Here is a 14763-nt window from a genome sequence, read left to right on the forward strand (position 1 = left end):
TCTTTCCGGATATATAACAGGCATACTGATAACGACATATTACGACGCGCCAAAGGCATGTCCGGCGTTTTCTTTTCCGAACAGTTTCAAAAGCATATCCTCGCCCCTGATCGGTCCGGTCATCTCCTGGCGGGCGATACCAGAAAGCCGTTCCAGATCCTCAAAACGGACCAGACGAAAGCCCGGAACACCGGCCTGGCGTCTGCCGGTCAGATCTCCTCCGCCGCGTTGCCGGAAATCCTCGTCGGCAATTCTGAAGCCATCCTCACTATCCCGAAGGAGCGTCAGTCTCTGCCGTGCAGACTGAGAAAGATCTGGTTCATGCAGCAGCAGGCAGAACGATTCATCAGCCCCCCGGCCGACACGCCCGCGCAGCTGGTGAAGCTGCGCCAGACCAAAGCGTTCGGCATGTTCAATCACCATAATGGTGGCCGAGGGGACGTCCACCCCAACCTCGATGACCGTTGTCGCAACCAGCAGGGAGGTCTCTCCCTTTGCAAAGGCAGCAATGGCAGCCTCGCGCTCCTCCGGAGTCTGCTGCCCGTGCGCAAGCCCGGTTCTGTCGCCGAAACGCTCCCGGAGCGTTTCGAAGCGGGCCTCGGCGGCAGCAATTTCCAGCTCCGTGCTTTCGCTCACAAGAGGACAGACCCAGAATATCTGTGCACCGCTCTTCAGAGCACGGCCAACTCCGGACACGACCTGCTCCAGGGAGGACAGGCTGTGCAGAGATGTGCGGACCGGCTTGCGCCCGACCGGTTTGCCATCGAGGCGACTGACCTCAAGCTGCCCCCATCGCGTCAGAAGCAGCGTTCTGGGAATCGGCGTTGCGGTCATGACCAGCATATGCGGCCAGTCGCCCTTGGCGCTTAGTTCCAGGCGCTGCTCAACGCCGAAACGATGCTGCTCGTCCACGATCGCCAGTGCGAGATCATGAAACACGACCTTTTCCTGCACCAGCGCATGCGTCCCGACGATCAGCCGTGCAGATCCGTCTGCAATTGCCGCCAGCGCCTCTTTCCGGGCTTTCCCGCGAACGGAGCCGGAAAGAAATACGACCGGAGCAGGGGAGAGGCGTCGGAATGTCGCGTAATGCTGACGTGCCAGAATTTCCGTGGGAGCCATGATGGCAGCCTGAGCCCCGCATTCCGCAGCGTTCAGCATGGCCATCAGTGCAACCAGTGTCTTGCCCGCACCGACATCGCCCTGAAGCAGCCGGGTCATCCGGTATCCCGACCGCAGATCGGCCGCGATCTCTTCCGTAACGCGCTGCTGAGCCGGTGTCGGTTCATGTCCGAACCGGGACAGAGCTTCCCGGCGCATGTCTCCGGAACCTGCCAGCCTGCGGCCCGGCATGTCGCGCATGGCCGCACGGGCGCGCCTCAGCGCGATCTGACCTGCAAGCAGTTCATCACAGGAAAGCCGCTCATGGGCGCGTGCCCGCACAGCCTCCCAGTCCGGATATGAGGGAAGCAGATCGCCGGGAAAATGCATCCATGCCAGTGCAGTGCGGAAATCCGGCCAGTGTCCCATGGTCAGAACATGATCCGGGTGCCATTCCGGCAGATCCGGCACGCGGGCCAGAGCCTCCCGGAGAATGCGCCGCAGCTGCCCGGTGAACAGACCGGCCGTCAGCGGCCACACGGCATCCAGCAGAGGAATCCGGCCTGTATCGCTGCCGGGAAGCAGATAGTCCGGATTGGTGATGCCAGGACGCCCGGCAAAGGACTCCATCCGGCCGGACACGACGAAAGGTGCCCCGACCCGGAGGGATTTTGCCTGCCATTTTGAGAAAAAAGTCAGATCGCACTCGCCGGTACCGTCGCTGAGCACGGCGCGAAACGGCTGCCGGGTCTTCGCAGGCGGCGTGATCCGGACGATTATTCCTCCGAACGTCGCGATCCGGCCGGACTCCGCGGCTTCCACGCAGGGACGGAAGCGCCGGTCCGTGATCGTCTCCGGCAGGTGATACAGCAGATCAAGGATCTGCCCTCCGCCCGTCGCCCGTCTGAGCAGCCTGCCCAGCGCCGGTCCCGTCCCCGGCAGGGTCTCGACAGGGGCGAGCAGAGGAGACAGAACGTCAGTATCCCGCACGGGCTGTCATCCTTGTGACCCGGCTGCAACCCGGTTTCTGTCTGTCCTGTGCAAGGTTCGTGCTATCTCCCGCCGGAATGACGGCCAGGATGGCCATCCGCTTTCACCAGAGGTATAGAGCAGCTTCTCATGGAACAAAACGGAACCATATCTCCCGCAGCCACCGACAGCCTGACTGTCCGTCGCCGCCGTCTCTCCTTCAGGGCCGCACATCGCGGAACGTTTGAGACAGACATCCTGATCGGCGGATTTGTCGAGGCCCATGTGGATAAGATGGACGACGCGCAGCTTACCGATATGGAGCAGGTCATGCAGATGCCTGATCCCGAACTGACGGACTGGCTGTTTGGCCGTCTCCCGCTGCCTGAGGACAAAGCAACGCCCATGCTGTCGGCAATGGTGAGATGGTGCGCCGGAAAAGGCAGGGAATCCGCCGTTTAATGATTCAGACGTCTTCTTCCGCACATATCACGCCGGTCTGGGGCGTTCCGGAAGGATATGATGCCGTCCTCCTGGGCCGCAGGGCTCAGGAACATAAGGGATCTGTCCTGCACGTCGCCCGCGATGATGCGGCGATGGAGCGCCTCGCCACGCTGCTCGCGTTCTTTGCGCCGCAGGTCGAGGTGCTGCGTTTTCCCTCATGGGACTGCCTGCCCTATGACAGGGTGTCGCCCAACCCGGTTCTGGTCGCGACCCGCGTGGCGACACTTTCCCGCCTGCTGGAGCCGCCTCCGGCTGCCCGCGTGGTCCTGACCACACCGGCCGCGCTGCTCCAGAGAGTGGCCCCGCGCGAGACATTTGCCGGACAGTCCCTTGCCGTATCGCAGGGAGAGACGCTGGATTCCACATTCCTGACCGATCTTCTGATCGCCAACGGCTACACACGCACCGATACCGTGATGGAGCCCGGAGAGTTTGCCGCACGCGGCGGTATCTTCGATCTCTGGCCGGCGGGTCAGGAGGAGCCGGTCCGCCTCGATCTGTTCGGCGACGAGGTGGAGAATATCCGCCACTTCGATCCGGGCTCGCAGAGATCAACCGGACAGGTGCAGGGCATGGTCCTGCGCCCGGTCTCGGAATTCTCGCTCGATAAGGACAGCATCTCCCGTTTCCGCTCGGGCTGGCGCGACCTGTTCGGACCGGCAGCCGCCTCTGATCCGATTTATGAATATGTGTCCGATGGACGGCGCTATCCCGGTCTGGAACACTGGCAGCCGCTGTTTCAGGCAACGATGGAAACCCTGTCCGACTATCTTCCGGACGCAGCCATATCGCTCGACCCGCAGGTGGAAGAGGCGATCTCGGCCCGTCTCGAGATGATCCGGGATCATTATGAGGCCCGCCGCGAGCCGCCGCGGGAGGGAGAGACACCCTATCGCCCTCTGCCGCCGCATCTGCTGTATCTCGACCGGAAGGGAATCGACGCGTGGTTCGCGCGGATGCCTGTCACGGCATTCAGCCCCTTCGCAAAACCGGACGGCGCAGCCGGGATCGATGCCGGGGGACGGCCCGGCAAGATGTTCTCCCGAATCGTTGCACAGGGAGAGCGAGAGCAGGTTTTCCGTCTTCTGGGCGATCAGGCCCGCGAATGGGGTGAGACCGGCAGACGGAGTTTTGTCGCAGCCTGGACGCGGGGATCGCGCGAGCGCATCGCAACGCTCCTGAAAGAAAACGGAATCACCGCACAGTCAGCCGAAACCTGGCCGGATGCACGCAAAACCAGGCCCGGAACCGTCGGCCTGCTGACGCTCGGGCTGGAACGCGGTTTTATCGCTGACGATATCGCGGTCGTCTCCGAACAGGACCTGCTCGGAGAGCGGATCGGCCGTCCGCCCCGCAAGCGTCGCCGCGCGGACGAGCTGATTGCCGAGGCCGGGGAGATCACCGAGGGCGATCTGATCGTCCATCAGGAGTATGGAATCGGGCGCTATGACGGGCTGGAAACCGTCACAGTCGGCGTGGCACCGCATGACTGCCTGCGCCTTCTGTATGACGGGGGCCAGAAGCTCTATCTCCCCGTAGAGAATATCGAGCTTCTGAGCCGCTTCGGATCAGATCAGGCCGGTGTCGCACTCGACAAACTGGGCGGCACGTCCTGGCAGGCGCGCAAGGCGAAAATGAAGCAGCGTATCCGGGATATGGCCGGAGAGCTGATCCGCACCGCTGCCGCCCGCGCCCTGCTTGAAGCCCCGTCCATCCGCCCGGCAGAGGGACTGTGGGACGAATTCTGCGCCGGATTCCCGTTTGTGGAGACGGAAGATCAGTCCCGCGCCATTGCCGATGTGCTGGATGACATGGCCTCGGGCCGCCCGATGGACCGGCTCATCTGCGGCGATGTCGGATTCGGCAAGACGGAGGTAGCGCTGCGGGCCGCGTTTGTCGCCGCAATGTCCGGGGAGCAGGTGGCGGTCATCGTCCCGACCACGCTTCTCGCAAGACAGCATTTCCGCACGTTCGAGGCCCGGTTCAGCGGCCTGCCGCTGAAAATCGCGCAGCTCTCCCGGATGGTCACGGCAAAGGATGCAGCGGACGTCCGCAAGGGGCTGGCCGACGGAACGGTGAATATTGTCGTGGGCACACATGCTCTTCTGGCAAAAACCGTCCAGTTCGCGGCACTCGGCCTCCTGATCATCGATGAGGAACAGCATTTCGGCGTCTCCCATAAGGAGAAGCTCAAGGCGCTCAAGGACGGCGTGCACGTCCTGACGCTGTCCGCCACACCGCTGCCGCGCACGCTTCAGCTTTCGCTTTCCGGCGTGCGTGAGATGAGTCTGATCGCAACACCGCCAACGGACCGCCTGGCCGTGCGCACCTTCATTATGCCGTTCGACAGCGTGGTGGTCCGGGAAGCCATCCAGCGGGAACGCTTCCGTGGCGGGCAGATATTCTGCGTCGCCCCTAGGATCGAGGATCTGGATCGTCTGGGTGAAAGGCTGCGAGATATCGTGCCGGACGCAAAGGTGGTGCAGGCACACGGACGTCTCTCACCCACCGAGCTTGAACGCGTGATGACCGAATTCTCGGACGGGAAATACGACATCCTGCTCTCGACCAATATCGTCGAAAGCGGACTCGATATGCCCGCGGTCAATACGCTCATCATCCACCGGGCGGACATGTTCGGCCTGGGGCAGCTCTATCAGCTCCGCGGGCGCGTCGGACGCGGGAAACAGCGCGGCTATGCGTATCTGACCTGGCCGCAATCCCATATTCTGGCCGCATCCTCCCAGAAACGACTCGAGATCATGCAGTCGCTCGATACGCTCGGCGCGGGCTTCACGCTGGCCTCGCACGATCTGGACCTGCGCGGCGCAGGCAATCTTCTGGGAGAGGAACAGTCCGGCCATATCCGGGAGGTCGGGATCGAGCTGTATCAGCAGATGCTGCAGGATGCCGTAACCGACATGCGGGCGGAGCGGGGCAGGGAGCGGGCGGAAGACCGCGAGTGGACCCCGAACATTATCCTCGGCCTGCCGGTGCTCATTCCGGAAACCTATGTCCGGGATCTTCCGGTACGCCTCTCGCTCTATCGCAGAATCGGCGCACTGGCATCCGATGCCGAGATGGAGGCCATGGAGGCAGAGCTGATAGACCGCTTCGGCGGGCTGCCTGATGAGGCAAAAAACCTCCTGGAGGTCGTCGCCATCAAGAGGCTCTGCAAGGAAGCGGGCGTAGAGCGTCTGGAGGCCGGGCCGAAAGGCATGGTCCTCCAGTTCAGGAACGGCATCTTCCGCAATCCGGAAGGGCTTATCCGCTGGATGGGTAAGTGGAAGGAAGGCACGATCCGCGTGCGTCCCGACCAGAAACTCGCCATCCTGGGCGATCTGGAGAACGCACACCGTATCGGTCTTGCGAAGAAAGTCACCTCTGCTCTCGCGCAGCTCAGCCGCCGCGCGGAGAAAGCAGCCTGATTCTCAGGCCAGCGGAATACCGGTGGCGGCGGAGACAGCCTCCGCCACCCCGGGTGCCGCAGCCAGAATCGTACCAGGCCCGGTCAGGCCGCCATCGCGCAGGAACGGAGACACCACAGCCCCCGCTTCCTTAAGAAGCGGCAGCGCCCCTGCAACGTCCCACAGATTGATGACGATCTCGATATAACCATCCAGCCGCCCGGACGCGACATCAGCCAGCGCCATGGCACCGGATCCTCCGGAACGTGGCATGGCACCTGAGGCAACCACGGCTTCCATCTTCTCCAGAAAAACCGGCATGGGCACACGGTTGCTCCAGCCCATCTCGATCATTGCGCTGCGCGTGTCAGTCACGGGGGAGGCGTGAATCCGTCTGCCATTAAGAAACGCCCCCTTACCGATCATAGCCGTGTAGGTCTCGTTCAGAGCCGGAGCCTGGATAATACCGGCAACAGGCCGGTCCCCCTCCAGAAGACCAAGCGACACACACCAGCGATTCCGTCCGCGTGCAAAGTTGGAGGTGCCGTCAATGGGATCGACAACCCAGCGCAGACCGCCCTGCCGGGTCTGCCCCTGTTCCTCTCCCTGAAAACCGTCTTCCGGGAAGAGAAGACTCATCCGCTGCGATATAAACGCCTCGACAGCACCATCTGCCTCGGTCAGCCAGTCCTGAGCCGATTTCTGCGTTCCGGCAGGCCCTCCCGGAGGCGGACGCATGGACATGGCAAGCCGCGCCGCATCCGAAACAACGGCGCGGGCAGCTTCAAGACGACATTCAAGGGAGGCACTCATAGGATTTTTCAGACTCCTGAACAGATCGGGCAAATGATATTGCCTGTACATGACAGCGCCGTGACTTCTCCTGAAATTGAGCACGGGAGAGTTGCGGAGTGTCTCAGAAACACTCATGTTTCTCACGAGCCCGCCATGGCGGCTGAGATATGTCGTTATCAGGGAGGCCATCGCAAATCCATGATCTGTCTGAAGGAAACCGGTCTGGCCGGTCTGACTGAAGAGGCAGCAGGTTCCTCTCTGTGGCGCGTGTTTGACCGTGCCGAATGGAGCAGGCTGCGCTTTAACACGCCGCTGTCCCTGTCCGGTGCTGACCTTGATCGTCTCAGCGGCGTGGTGGACATGCTGTCCCTGGATGAGATCGCCCATATCTATCTGCCGCTGTCCCGACTGCTCAATCTGCAGTTTCAGGCCGCCCGCTCACTCAAGGCCGTGCAGGATACGTTCCTCGGTCAGCCGGTGCGGAAAAGCCCTTTCATCATCGGCGTGGCCGGAAGCGTGGCTGCAGGAAAAAGCACCTTCGCCCGCGCGCTGAGAACAATCCTCAGCCGCTGGCCGGAACATCCCAATGTCGATCTCGTCACGACCGACGGTTTTCTCTACCCGTCCAGAGTCCTCGAAGAACGCGGGCTGATGCAGCGCAAGGGATTTCCCGAAAGCTATGACCTGCGGGACATGACCCGCTTCCTATCGGAGGTGAAATCAGGTGCTGCCGAAGTGCATGCACCGGTCTATTCGCACGTGCTCTATGATCAGATCGCCGGGGAAACCCAGACGATCAGACAGCCCGATATCCTCATTTTCGAAGGGCTGAACGTCCTGCAGCTGTCCCCCGGAGCCAGCCTCCTGACTTCGGATTTCTTCGACTTCTCAATCTATCTCGATGCGGACGAAACCAATATCGAGGAATGGTATGTCAGCCGCTTTCTCGTCCTGAAAAATACAGCGTTCCGTGACAGCAAATCCTATTTCCATCGCTACTGCAGACTGACGGACACAGAAGCGGAAAAGCTGGCCCGGACCATATGGAAAAATATCAACCACCTGAATCTGAAAGAAAATATTCAGCCATCACGTGAGCGCGCCCGTATTATCCTGCACAAGGGCGCAGATCATCGCGTGAGTGAGGTCAGGCTTCGGACGGTCTGATCTGAGATCCGTAAAAAAGGCCGGTGAAGGGAAACCCGCACCGGCCGGTCTGTCAGAAAATTTTATGCACCCAGCCGTGCCGGTCTTCGACCTTGCCACGCTGCACATCAAGCAGCGCCTGCTTCAGGGACGAGGCAATCTGTCCGGAGCTGCTGCCTGACCCGATCGTATATTCCCCGGATGCCATCCGGATTTTTCCGATCGGCGTGACGGCCGCAGCCGTACCGCAGGCAAAACACTCCACCAGATGGCCGCTCTGTGCATCGGCAACCCAGTCCTCGATCGCATACGGCTCTTCCCGGACATCAAGACCGCGCTCCCGGGCGATGGTCAGCAGCGTCTCACGGGTAATGCCGGGAAGAATTGTGCCGGACAGCGGCGGCGTGCGGATTGATCCGTCATCAAACACGAAGAAGATGTTCATTCCGCCCATCTCTTCCACAAAGCGATGATGAACGGCATCAAGGAACACCACCTGATCGCAGTCGTTCTTCTTTGCTTCGGCCTGTGCAAGCAGGGATGCGGCATAATTGCCGCCGCATTTCGCAGCACCGGTACCGCCGGGAGCCGCGCGTGTGTAGGTCTCGGACACCCATACCGACACCGTACCGCCGCTGAAATAGGATCCGACCGGAGCGGCAATGACCATATAGAGGTATTCGGAAGCCGGCTTGACGCCGAGGAAAGCCTCGCTGGCAATCATGAACGGACGGAGATAAAGGCTGCCGCCCTCGATCCGGGGAATCCAGTCACGATCAATCTTCACCAGCCGGTCGACTGATTCCAGAAAGATGCTTTCCGGAAGCTCCGGCATACCCATCCGCTCAGCCGATTTCTGAAACCGTCGGGCATTGGCCTCCGGACGAAAAACGGCGGCTCCGCCATCCTCCGTCGGAAAAGCCTTGAGTCCCTCGAAAATTTCCTGAGCGTAGTGCAGAACGGCTGCGGAAGGATCAAGCTGTATGGGCCCGCGGGCTTTCACCTGGGCATCATGCCAGCCGCGCTCTTCGGTGTAGCGGACAATAACCATATGATCCGTCGCAACACGCCCGAAGACCGGCTGTGCCATCAGTTCGGTCCGGCGATCAGCAGAAAGCGCATCCGGATTGCGCGTGACGGTAAAGGTAAGTCCGCCTGAAGTGCTCACGACGTTATTCTCCCGTAAGGACAGGTGTATGAAGCAGGATCCGGGTGTCCGTAAATGCCGGACCCTCGCGTATCGCATCCTCTGCCATTATCGTCCATATCCCGGGGATCATTCCGGATGCGATTAAGTGCTGTCAGATATGCACCGCAGCAGCAGCGAACTGCTGACGCACCATATCCGGCAGATCGGAAGGAGAACCGGCAATGGCCTCGGCACCGGCTTCGGTCAGCTCCTTCAGCCCTCCGTATCCCCACAGCACCCCGACAGCCCGCATGCGGTTTGCATGCGCGCCGCTGATATCAAAACGCCTGTCACCCAGCATCACCGCCTGATCCGCGGAAACATCCTGCTCACGCATCAGGGAGGCGATCAGCTCAGGCTTCTCCGCACCGCTGTCATCAGGTCGTGCGCCATAGACATCCTGAAAGTTCTCCAGAAGTCCGTTCTGTTTCAGAATAGCCTTCGCCAGATGCACGGGCTTGGACGTCGCAATGAACATACGCGTACCTGAATGACGAATGGCCGCAATCGCCTCGCGCATACCCTCAAACACCGGCGTCCGCTTCATGCCGTCTCCGTGCTCGTAATGCTTCCGGTAAAGCGTGACTGCCAGATCGGCCCGGTCATCGCCATACTGATGCAGAATCTCGCGCAGAAGTGCCGGCAGAGGCGGCCCGACCACCCAGGTCAGATCCATCGACAGGTCAGGCTCATGACCCATATCCCGCAGAACATTATGGATGGAATGGATAATGCCCTCACGGGAGTTGATGATCGTGCCGTCCAGATCGAAAAGCACGGCAGGGCGACGTGAAGGCGTGGAAATAAAAGTCATAAACCTGTCCGGTCCTGTCTTAACGTCCGCGCATTATAGGGTATCTTTCATACATTACGATTCCTCGTGGAAAATGTGGTGTCACCGATGCTGACAGAACTGTCCCGTACTCCTGCCCGGACAACAGCCGGGATGATCGCTCAGCATTCTCCGGAAGCCGCAGATCAGAGTCAGGATCGGGATCGCCTGATACGCTTCATAAGCGTGGCCATGCCAAAAAACGAAAACCCCGCCGGTCTGGCAGACCGTCTACTCCATCAGTTCGGATCATATGCCTCGGTGCTGTCCGCCTCATCCGAAGAACTGCGGAGCATACACGGCGTAGGTCAGCACATGCTGTCAGGACTGCGCGTAATCAGGGAAGCCGCGCTGCGCCTGCACCGAAGCCGCCTCATGAAAGACGCGGTTCTGGAAAACCGTGAAAAACTCTATGAATATCTGACGGCTGTACTCGCCCGTGAGGTCATAGAACAGTTTCATGTTCTGTATCTCAGCCCGTCCGATCATCTGATCACGGACGAGGCGCAGGCTCGCGGAACGGTCAACCACACCCCCGTCTATCCGCGGGAAGTCGTCCGTCGTGCTCTTGAGCTGGATGCCGCGTCCGTCGTGCTCGTGCATAATCACCCGAGCGGTGATCCGTCGCCCTCAGCAGACGACATCAGCATGACACGACAGGTGATCAGCGCCGCTTCCGTGCTCGGGATCACCGTGCGGGATCACATCATCATAGGAAACGGCCGCAGACTCAGCTTCTCGGAAGCCGGTCTGCTTTAATCACTACATCCCAGGACGTTCAGCCAGACAGCCCAGTGCATCCTGAACCCCGAACTCGCCCGGAAGAGCGCCCCTCGGGAACAGAATATTCACATGCCCCATCTTTCGCCCGGGGCGGGCTTCCGTCTTGCCATAGTGATGCGGAATCATTCCCGGAGACGCGATAATCTCCGGCCACAGCGCCATATCATCCGGCCCGACAAGATTTTTCATGACCGCATCGGAATGACGCATCAGATCCGTCACAGGCAGACCGGCCACAGCACGGATGTGAGCCTCAAACTGGTCCATCCCGCACGCATCCATCGTCCAGTGACCGGAATTATGCGGCCGCGGAGCAATCTCGTTGATCAGAAGGTCACCATCCCTGGTCACGAACATCTCGACACCCAGAATACCCGTCAGATCAAGACGCTCAGCAATACGCAGGGCCAGCGCTCTGGCTTTACAGGCCAGCTCGGGATCGATCGGGGCAGGGGCGAGAGTAATATCAAGAATACCGTCCCGGTGTCTGTTTTCCACCGGATCAGAACAGCCCGAAGACCCGTCCGCCGAGCGGACGACCATCACGCTGATCTCCCGCTCGAAATCCACGACAGCCTCAGCAACAAGGGGATGAGGCCGCAGCTCTTCGAATGCCGCCAGAAAACCCTCACGGTCATGAACCCGGCGCTGACCTTTCCCGTCATAGCCCAGACGCGTGGTCTTAAGAATGACCGGCCATGACAGACGCTCCTCTGACAAGGTGACATCATCAGCAGACGTGACGGCAAGCCAGGGGGCAACCGGAATATCGGCCCCGGCCATAAAGGCTTTTTCAGCCAGACGGTCCTGACTGATCCGGAGTATCTCCCCGGAAGGACGGACAGGCTTCAGAGATGAGAGAAGGTCCAGCCCCTCAGCCGGAATATTCTCAAATTCGAAGGTAATGACATCCACCTGCTCGGCAAAGCGATGCAGGGCAGCCTGGTCATCAAAAGCCCCCAGAGTAAAACTCCCGGCTGTCTGAACGGCAGGCTCGTCCTCTGACTGGGCCAGAACATGGACGCGATAGCCCAGCCGCGCCGCAGCAACAGCCGACATGCGGCCAAGCTGGCCACCCCCGACAATACCGATGACCGATCCCGGCGGAAGAGCCGTGCTCATTCCTCAGGAACATCCGCTACGGACGCCGTCTGCAGCGCGCGCCATGCCTCGACACGGGCAGACAGTTCCGGATCGGAAAGCGCCAGAATCTGGGCTGCAAGCAGAGCCGCGTTCTTCGCTCCGGCCTTGCCGATGGCCAGTGTCCCGACCGGAACACCGCCGGGCATCTGCACAATCGACAGAAGGCTGTCCATTCCCTTGAGCGCATGGCTTTCGACCGGCACGCCAAGCACCGGAAGATGCGTCCATGCCGCACACATGCCGGGCAGATGAGCCGCACCACCCGCACCGGCAATAATCACCGAAAGACCTCTTCCGGCCGCAGTTCTCGAATATTCTGCCAGACGGTCAGGCGTCCTGTGCGCCGAGACGATCCGTGCTTCCCAGGAAATACCAAGAGATGTCAGGCATTCCGTCGCGTGCCGCATGGTCTCGTGGTCGGACTGGCTCCCCATGATAACGCCGACATGCGGCTGCGCAGCCACCTCTGTCGAATTATCAGGATGCATCTCGGAAACGGAAGTCTCGGGTCTGTTCATAAGGTTACAACTTTCCTGACGGCGGATCGCTCCGGCGATACGGCGACGGGGCCGGGCACAAAACGGGGAAGGGGGATCAGGCGATATTATCCGGAATCAGCCGGTTTTCGATCCAGGCAATCTCATCCTTGAGCAGAAGCTTACGCTTCTTCAGCCGCTGGAGATGAAGCTGATCAGCGCTTTCACTCTGAAGCCGTCCGATAACCGTATCAAGATCGCGATGTTCGCTGCGAAGCTCATGGAGTTTTCGAAGAAGAGTATCTTTGTCACACAGCATCGCCGGATCGTCGCCCCAATAAAGAACCTGTGGTCTTCACGCCGGATGCTAGGGCAATTCGCTGAGAAATACCAGTAACCGCCTGCCTGCGGAAAGCATCATACATGGACAAAATTTCATGAAAATATACGCTGTATCGGGGTTACCCTCGGGAGACTCAGACACGGAAAGAAGGGAGCCGTATCCGATGGATCTCACCCCCCGCATTGAAAGTCTTGCCCGTCGCCATTCCATTCTTGATCAGCAGATCAGTGACGAAGATCACCGGCCGATGCCTGATCAGAGGGTCCTGATGCGCCTCAAACTTCAGAAGCTGCGCATCAAGGAAGAAATAGACCGTCTGCGCAACGCAGGATAAGGCCAAAGGGGAGCAGGGAGGCTGATCTGCCTCCCGCTTCCCTTATTCTACCTCGCTCTCGTCAGGCTCTGAAACGGGCACCATCGTCGGTAGCGGCGCCTCGTGTCCTTCACGGATCAGACGCTCGTTGGCAGCCGTCACGGCGGCGTTCAGGTCAGACTGACTGCACAGACCAATGGTCACAGGGTCGCGCGGCTTGATGTTCTGCGTGTTCCAATGCTCACGGTCGCGAACCTTGGCAATCGTGTCTTTCGTCGTCCCGAGCAGGCGTGCGATCTGCTGATCCTGAAGCTGAGGATGATTGCGCAGAAGAAAGGCAATACCGTCAGGGCGGTCATTACGACGCGCGACCGGGGTGTATCTCGCGCCCTTGGCCCGGCGCTTGACAGGATTCTCAGACGCAAGAATTTTCAGCTTACGTGAGGAATCAGCCTCGCAGCGCGTGATCTCAGCCTGCGTCACCTGATTGTTGGCGACCGGATCGTATCCCACAATGCCCTGAGCAACCTCGCCATCCGCAATCGCCTGAACCTCAAGCGGGTGCATGCCGCAGAATTCAGCGATCTGATTGAAGGTAAGGCCGGTTTTCTCAATCAGCCAAACGGCTGTCGCCTTGGGCATAAGCGGAAGCGTCGTCATCAGTCCGTCCTGTCGCTGCGTTCTGTCGGCGCTCTATCATACCGCAGGACCATCAGTATTTCTGAAACAGCCTCAGACAGTCCTGCCAGCGCGCATCATTGAACCCGGTTAATGACTGCCCGCGCCGTGCGGGTCAAGATTGTGTTTCGGAAATCCGGCTGTTTTTTCCGGATTTCCGAAACGGGATGCATCATTCCTGCTCTGCAGAAAACGGACCTACGCCGCCTGAGGCGCTGCTTCCTCGCGCCCCTGCGCATTTCCGGTCCGGATGCTGATCCGCACGGGTCTGAGCTTCTCCGGCTGCAGACGCTTTACGGACACACTGAGCAGACCGTTTTCCAGAGAGGCATCCTCCACCTCCACATGGTCAGCCAGCGCAAAACGACGCTCAAACGCCCGGCGTGCAATACCCCGATGCAGCAGTTCACCCGCGGTCTGACCAGTCTCAGGGATACGGCCCGACACGAAAAGCGTGTTGTCCTGCACCGTTACGTCAATATCATCAGAGCCGAACCCGGCAACAGCCATGGTCAGAACGTAGCTGTCATCACCGTTCTTCTCGATATCGTAGGGCGGCCAGGACGGTGCCGCCTGATTCCGGGCCGCATTGTCAACAAGACGGGCAAGACGATCAAAACCGATGGCGGTACGGAAAAGGGGAGCAAAATCGCTGCTCATCATAACCTCCTCAGAAGCAAGGTCATCCGTTCCGGCTCCCTGGATGGCAAACCGGCGGATTATGAAAAACATCGAAACCCGGCTGGCGTTCCGACCCCCTGAACGTGGAAAGCCCCGCACTCCTTTTCAAGAGGCGGGGCCGCAAACAGACCGCTGAAAGGTCCGCCCGTCCTGACGGTTTCTGAGTCTTACGACTTGCGGGTACCGATACCGGCGAAGCGCTTGTTGAACTTCGCAACCTGACCCCCGGTGTCGAGCATACGCTGCACGCCGGTCCACGCCGGATGGGATTTCGTATCAATATCCAGGCGCAGCGTGTCACCGGCCTTGCCCATGCAGGAACGCGTCTTGTACTCGGTGCCATCAGTCATGATGACATTGATCTCGTGGTAGTCGGGGTGGATACCGGCTTTCATGGCTGTCT

Annotated in this window: 15 protein-coding genes; 5 read left to right on the forward strand and 10 right to left on the reverse strand. The window is 60.1% G+C overall.

The genetic code is table 11. From position 1 onward, the window contains the following. Positions 1–39: 39 nt before the first annotated feature. Entirely contained in the window at positions 40–2091 is a 2052-nt protein-coding gene (gene recG, locus LOC54_RS02300) for an ATP-dependent DNA helicase RecG (RefSeq protein ID WP_279312205.1), read from the reverse strand. A gap of 129 nt (positions 2092–2220) precedes the next feature. Here recG and LOC54_RS02305 point away from each other — a divergent pair, with 129 nt between their 5' ends. Continuing rightward, entirely contained in the window at positions 2221–2532 is a 312-nt protein-coding gene (locus LOC54_RS02305; protein ID WP_279312206.1) for a succinate dehydrogenase assembly factor 2, read from the forward strand. Beyond that, positions 2532–6002, forward strand: a complete 3471-nt coding sequence (gene mfd / locus LOC54_RS02310; protein ID WP_279312207.1) for a transcription-repair coupling factor — start codon at positions 2532–2534, stop codon at positions 6000–6002. The genes LOC54_RS02305 and mfd overlap by 1 nt, the downstream gene beginning before the upstream one ends. 3 nt (positions 6003–6005) lie before the next feature. Here mfd and LOC54_RS02315 read toward each other — a convergent pair whose 3' ends face one another. Continuing rightward, a complete protein-coding gene (locus LOC54_RS02315) occupies positions 6006–6794 on the reverse strand; it encodes an inositol monophosphatase (RefSeq protein WP_279312208.1) in 789 nt (262 codons plus the stop codon). Positions 6795–6854: 60 nt separating this feature from the next. Between LOC54_RS02315 and coaA the strand changes: the two genes are divergently transcribed. Further along, positions 6855–7943 (forward strand): type I pantothenate kinase, encoded by a 1089-nt coding sequence (gene coaA / locus LOC54_RS02320; protein ID WP_279312209.1) that lies wholly within the window; start codon positions 6855–6857, stop codon positions 7941–7943. A 52-nt stretch (positions 7944–7995) separates the two neighbouring features. Here coaA and LOC54_RS02325 read toward each other — a convergent pair whose 3' ends face one another. After that, positions 7996–9090, reverse strand: a complete 1095-nt coding sequence (locus LOC54_RS02325; RefSeq protein WP_279312210.1) for a branched-chain amino acid aminotransferase — start codon at positions 9088–9090, stop codon at positions 7996–7998. A gap of 133 nt (positions 9091–9223) precedes the next feature. Beyond that, complete coding sequence (locus tag LOC54_RS02330; protein WP_279312211.1) at positions 9224–9925, reverse strand: HAD hydrolase-like protein; 702 nt, start codon at positions 9923–9925, stop codon at positions 9224–9226. A 132-nt stretch (positions 9926–10057) separates the two neighbouring features. Here LOC54_RS02330 and radC point away from each other — a divergent pair, with 132 nt between their 5' ends. Next, positions 10058–10702, forward strand: a complete 645-nt coding sequence (radC, locus tag LOC54_RS02335; RefSeq protein WP_279312212.1) for a DNA repair protein RadC — start codon at positions 10058–10060, stop codon at positions 10700–10702. Positions 10703–10705: 3 nt separating this feature from the next. Here radC and LOC54_RS02340 read toward each other — a convergent pair whose 3' ends face one another. From LOC54_RS02340 to LOC54_RS02350, 3 genes are all read right to left on the reverse strand, one after another. Further along, positions 10706–11848, reverse strand: coding sequence for a 5-(carboxyamino)imidazole ribonucleotide synthase (locus LOC54_RS02340; RefSeq protein ID WP_279312213.1), 1143 nt, complete (start codon positions 11846–11848; stop codon positions 10706–10708). Next, on the reverse strand, positions 11845–12357 hold the full coding sequence (gene purE / locus LOC54_RS02345; protein ID WP_279312226.1) for a 5-(carboxyamino)imidazole ribonucleotide mutase: 513 nt from the start codon (positions 12355–12357) through the stop codon (positions 11845–11847). Before purE ends, LOC54_RS02340 begins: the two co-directional genes overlap by 4 nt. Positions 12358–12463: 106 nt before the next feature. Further along, positions 12464–12664: a YdcH family protein gene (locus LOC54_RS02350; protein WP_279312214.1), complete on the reverse strand. Its 201-nt coding sequence runs from the start codon at positions 12662–12664 to the stop codon at positions 12464–12466. A 187-nt stretch (positions 12665–12851) separates the two neighbouring features. Here LOC54_RS02350 and LOC54_RS02355 point away from each other — a divergent pair, with 187 nt between their 5' ends. Further along, positions 12852–13022 (forward strand): YdcH family protein, encoded by a 171-nt coding sequence (locus tag LOC54_RS02355; RefSeq protein WP_279312215.1) that lies wholly within the window; start codon positions 12852–12854, stop codon positions 13020–13022. A 42-nt stretch (positions 13023–13064) separates the two neighbouring features. On the opposite strand, the gene LOC54_RS02360 is transcribed toward LOC54_RS02355, so the two are convergent. The 3 genes from LOC54_RS02360 to rpmE all read right to left on the reverse strand — a co-directional run bounded on the left by LOC54_RS02360 (position 13065) and on the right by rpmE (position 14755). Then, positions 13065–13661 carry a DUF1013 domain-containing protein gene (locus LOC54_RS02360; protein WP_279312216.1) on the reverse strand — a complete coding sequence of 199 codons (597 nt, stop codon included), beginning with the start codon at positions 13659–13661 and terminating at the stop codon, positions 13065–13067. A gap of 216 nt (positions 13662–13877) precedes the next feature. Further along, positions 13878–14339: an Hsp20 family protein gene (locus tag LOC54_RS02365; RefSeq protein ID WP_279312227.1), complete on the reverse strand. Its 462-nt coding sequence runs from the start codon at positions 14337–14339 to the stop codon at positions 13878–13880. 188 nt (positions 14340–14527) lie between these two features. Continuing rightward, a complete protein-coding gene (gene rpmE / locus LOC54_RS02370; protein ID WP_279312228.1) occupies positions 14528–14755 on the reverse strand; it encodes a 50S ribosomal protein L31 in 228 nt (75 codons plus the stop codon). Between the last annotated feature and the right edge of the window lie 8 nt (positions 14756–14763).

The sequence above is a fragment of the Acetobacter sp. AN02 genome (genome assembly GCF_029759835.1).
In the GTDB taxonomy this organism is placed as follows: Bacteria; Pseudomonadota; Alphaproteobacteria; order Acetobacterales; family Acetobacteraceae; genus Acetobacter.

Excerpts from the sequence above, each read along its gene's own strand:
- LOC54_RS02360 (WP_279312216.1), bottom strand. The coding sequence starts at position 13,661 with ATGACGACGCTTCCGCTTATGCCCAAGGCGACAGCCGTTTGGCTGATT.
- LOC54_RS02315 (WP_279312208.1), bottom strand. The coding sequence starts at position 6,794 with ATGAGTGCCTCCCTTGAATGTCGTCTTGAAGCTGCCCGCGCCGTTGTT.
- mfd (WP_279312207.1), top strand. The coding sequence starts at position 2,532 with ATGATTCAGACGTCTTCTTCCGCACATATCACGCCGGTCTGGGGCGTT.
- rpmE (WP_279312228.1), bottom strand. The coding sequence starts at position 14,755 with ATGAAAGCCGGTATCCACCCCGACTACCACGAGATCAATGTCATCATG.
- LOC54_RS02340 (WP_279312213.1), bottom strand. The coding sequence starts at position 11,848 with ATGAGCACGGCTCTTCCGCCGGGATCGGTCATCGGTATTGTCGGGGGT.
- LOC54_RS02350 (WP_279312214.1), bottom strand. The coding sequence starts at position 12,664 with ATGCTGTGTGACAAAGATACTCTTCTTCGAAAACTCCATGAGCTTCGC.
- LOC54_RS02355 (WP_279312215.1), top strand. The coding sequence starts at position 12,852 with ATGGATCTCACCCCCCGCATTGAAAGTCTTGCCCGTCGCCATTCCATT.
- purE (WP_279312226.1), bottom strand. The coding sequence starts at position 12,357 with ATGCATCCTGATAATTCGACAGAGGTGGCTGCGCAGCCGCATGTCGGC.
- radC (WP_279312212.1), top strand. The coding sequence starts at position 10,058 with ATGATCGCTCAGCATTCTCCGGAAGCCGCAGATCAGAGTCAGGATCGG.
- LOC54_RS02305 (WP_279312206.1), top strand. The coding sequence starts at position 2,221 with ATGGAACAAAACGGAACCATATCTCCCGCAGCCACCGACAGCCTGACT.
- LOC54_RS02365 (WP_279312227.1), bottom strand. The coding sequence starts at position 14,339 with ATGAGCAGCGATTTTGCTCCCCTTTTCCGTACCGCCATCGGTTTTGAT.
- LOC54_RS02330 (WP_279312211.1), bottom strand. The coding sequence starts at position 9,925 with ATGACTTTTATTTCCACGCCTTCACGTCGCCCTGCCGTGCTTTTCGAT.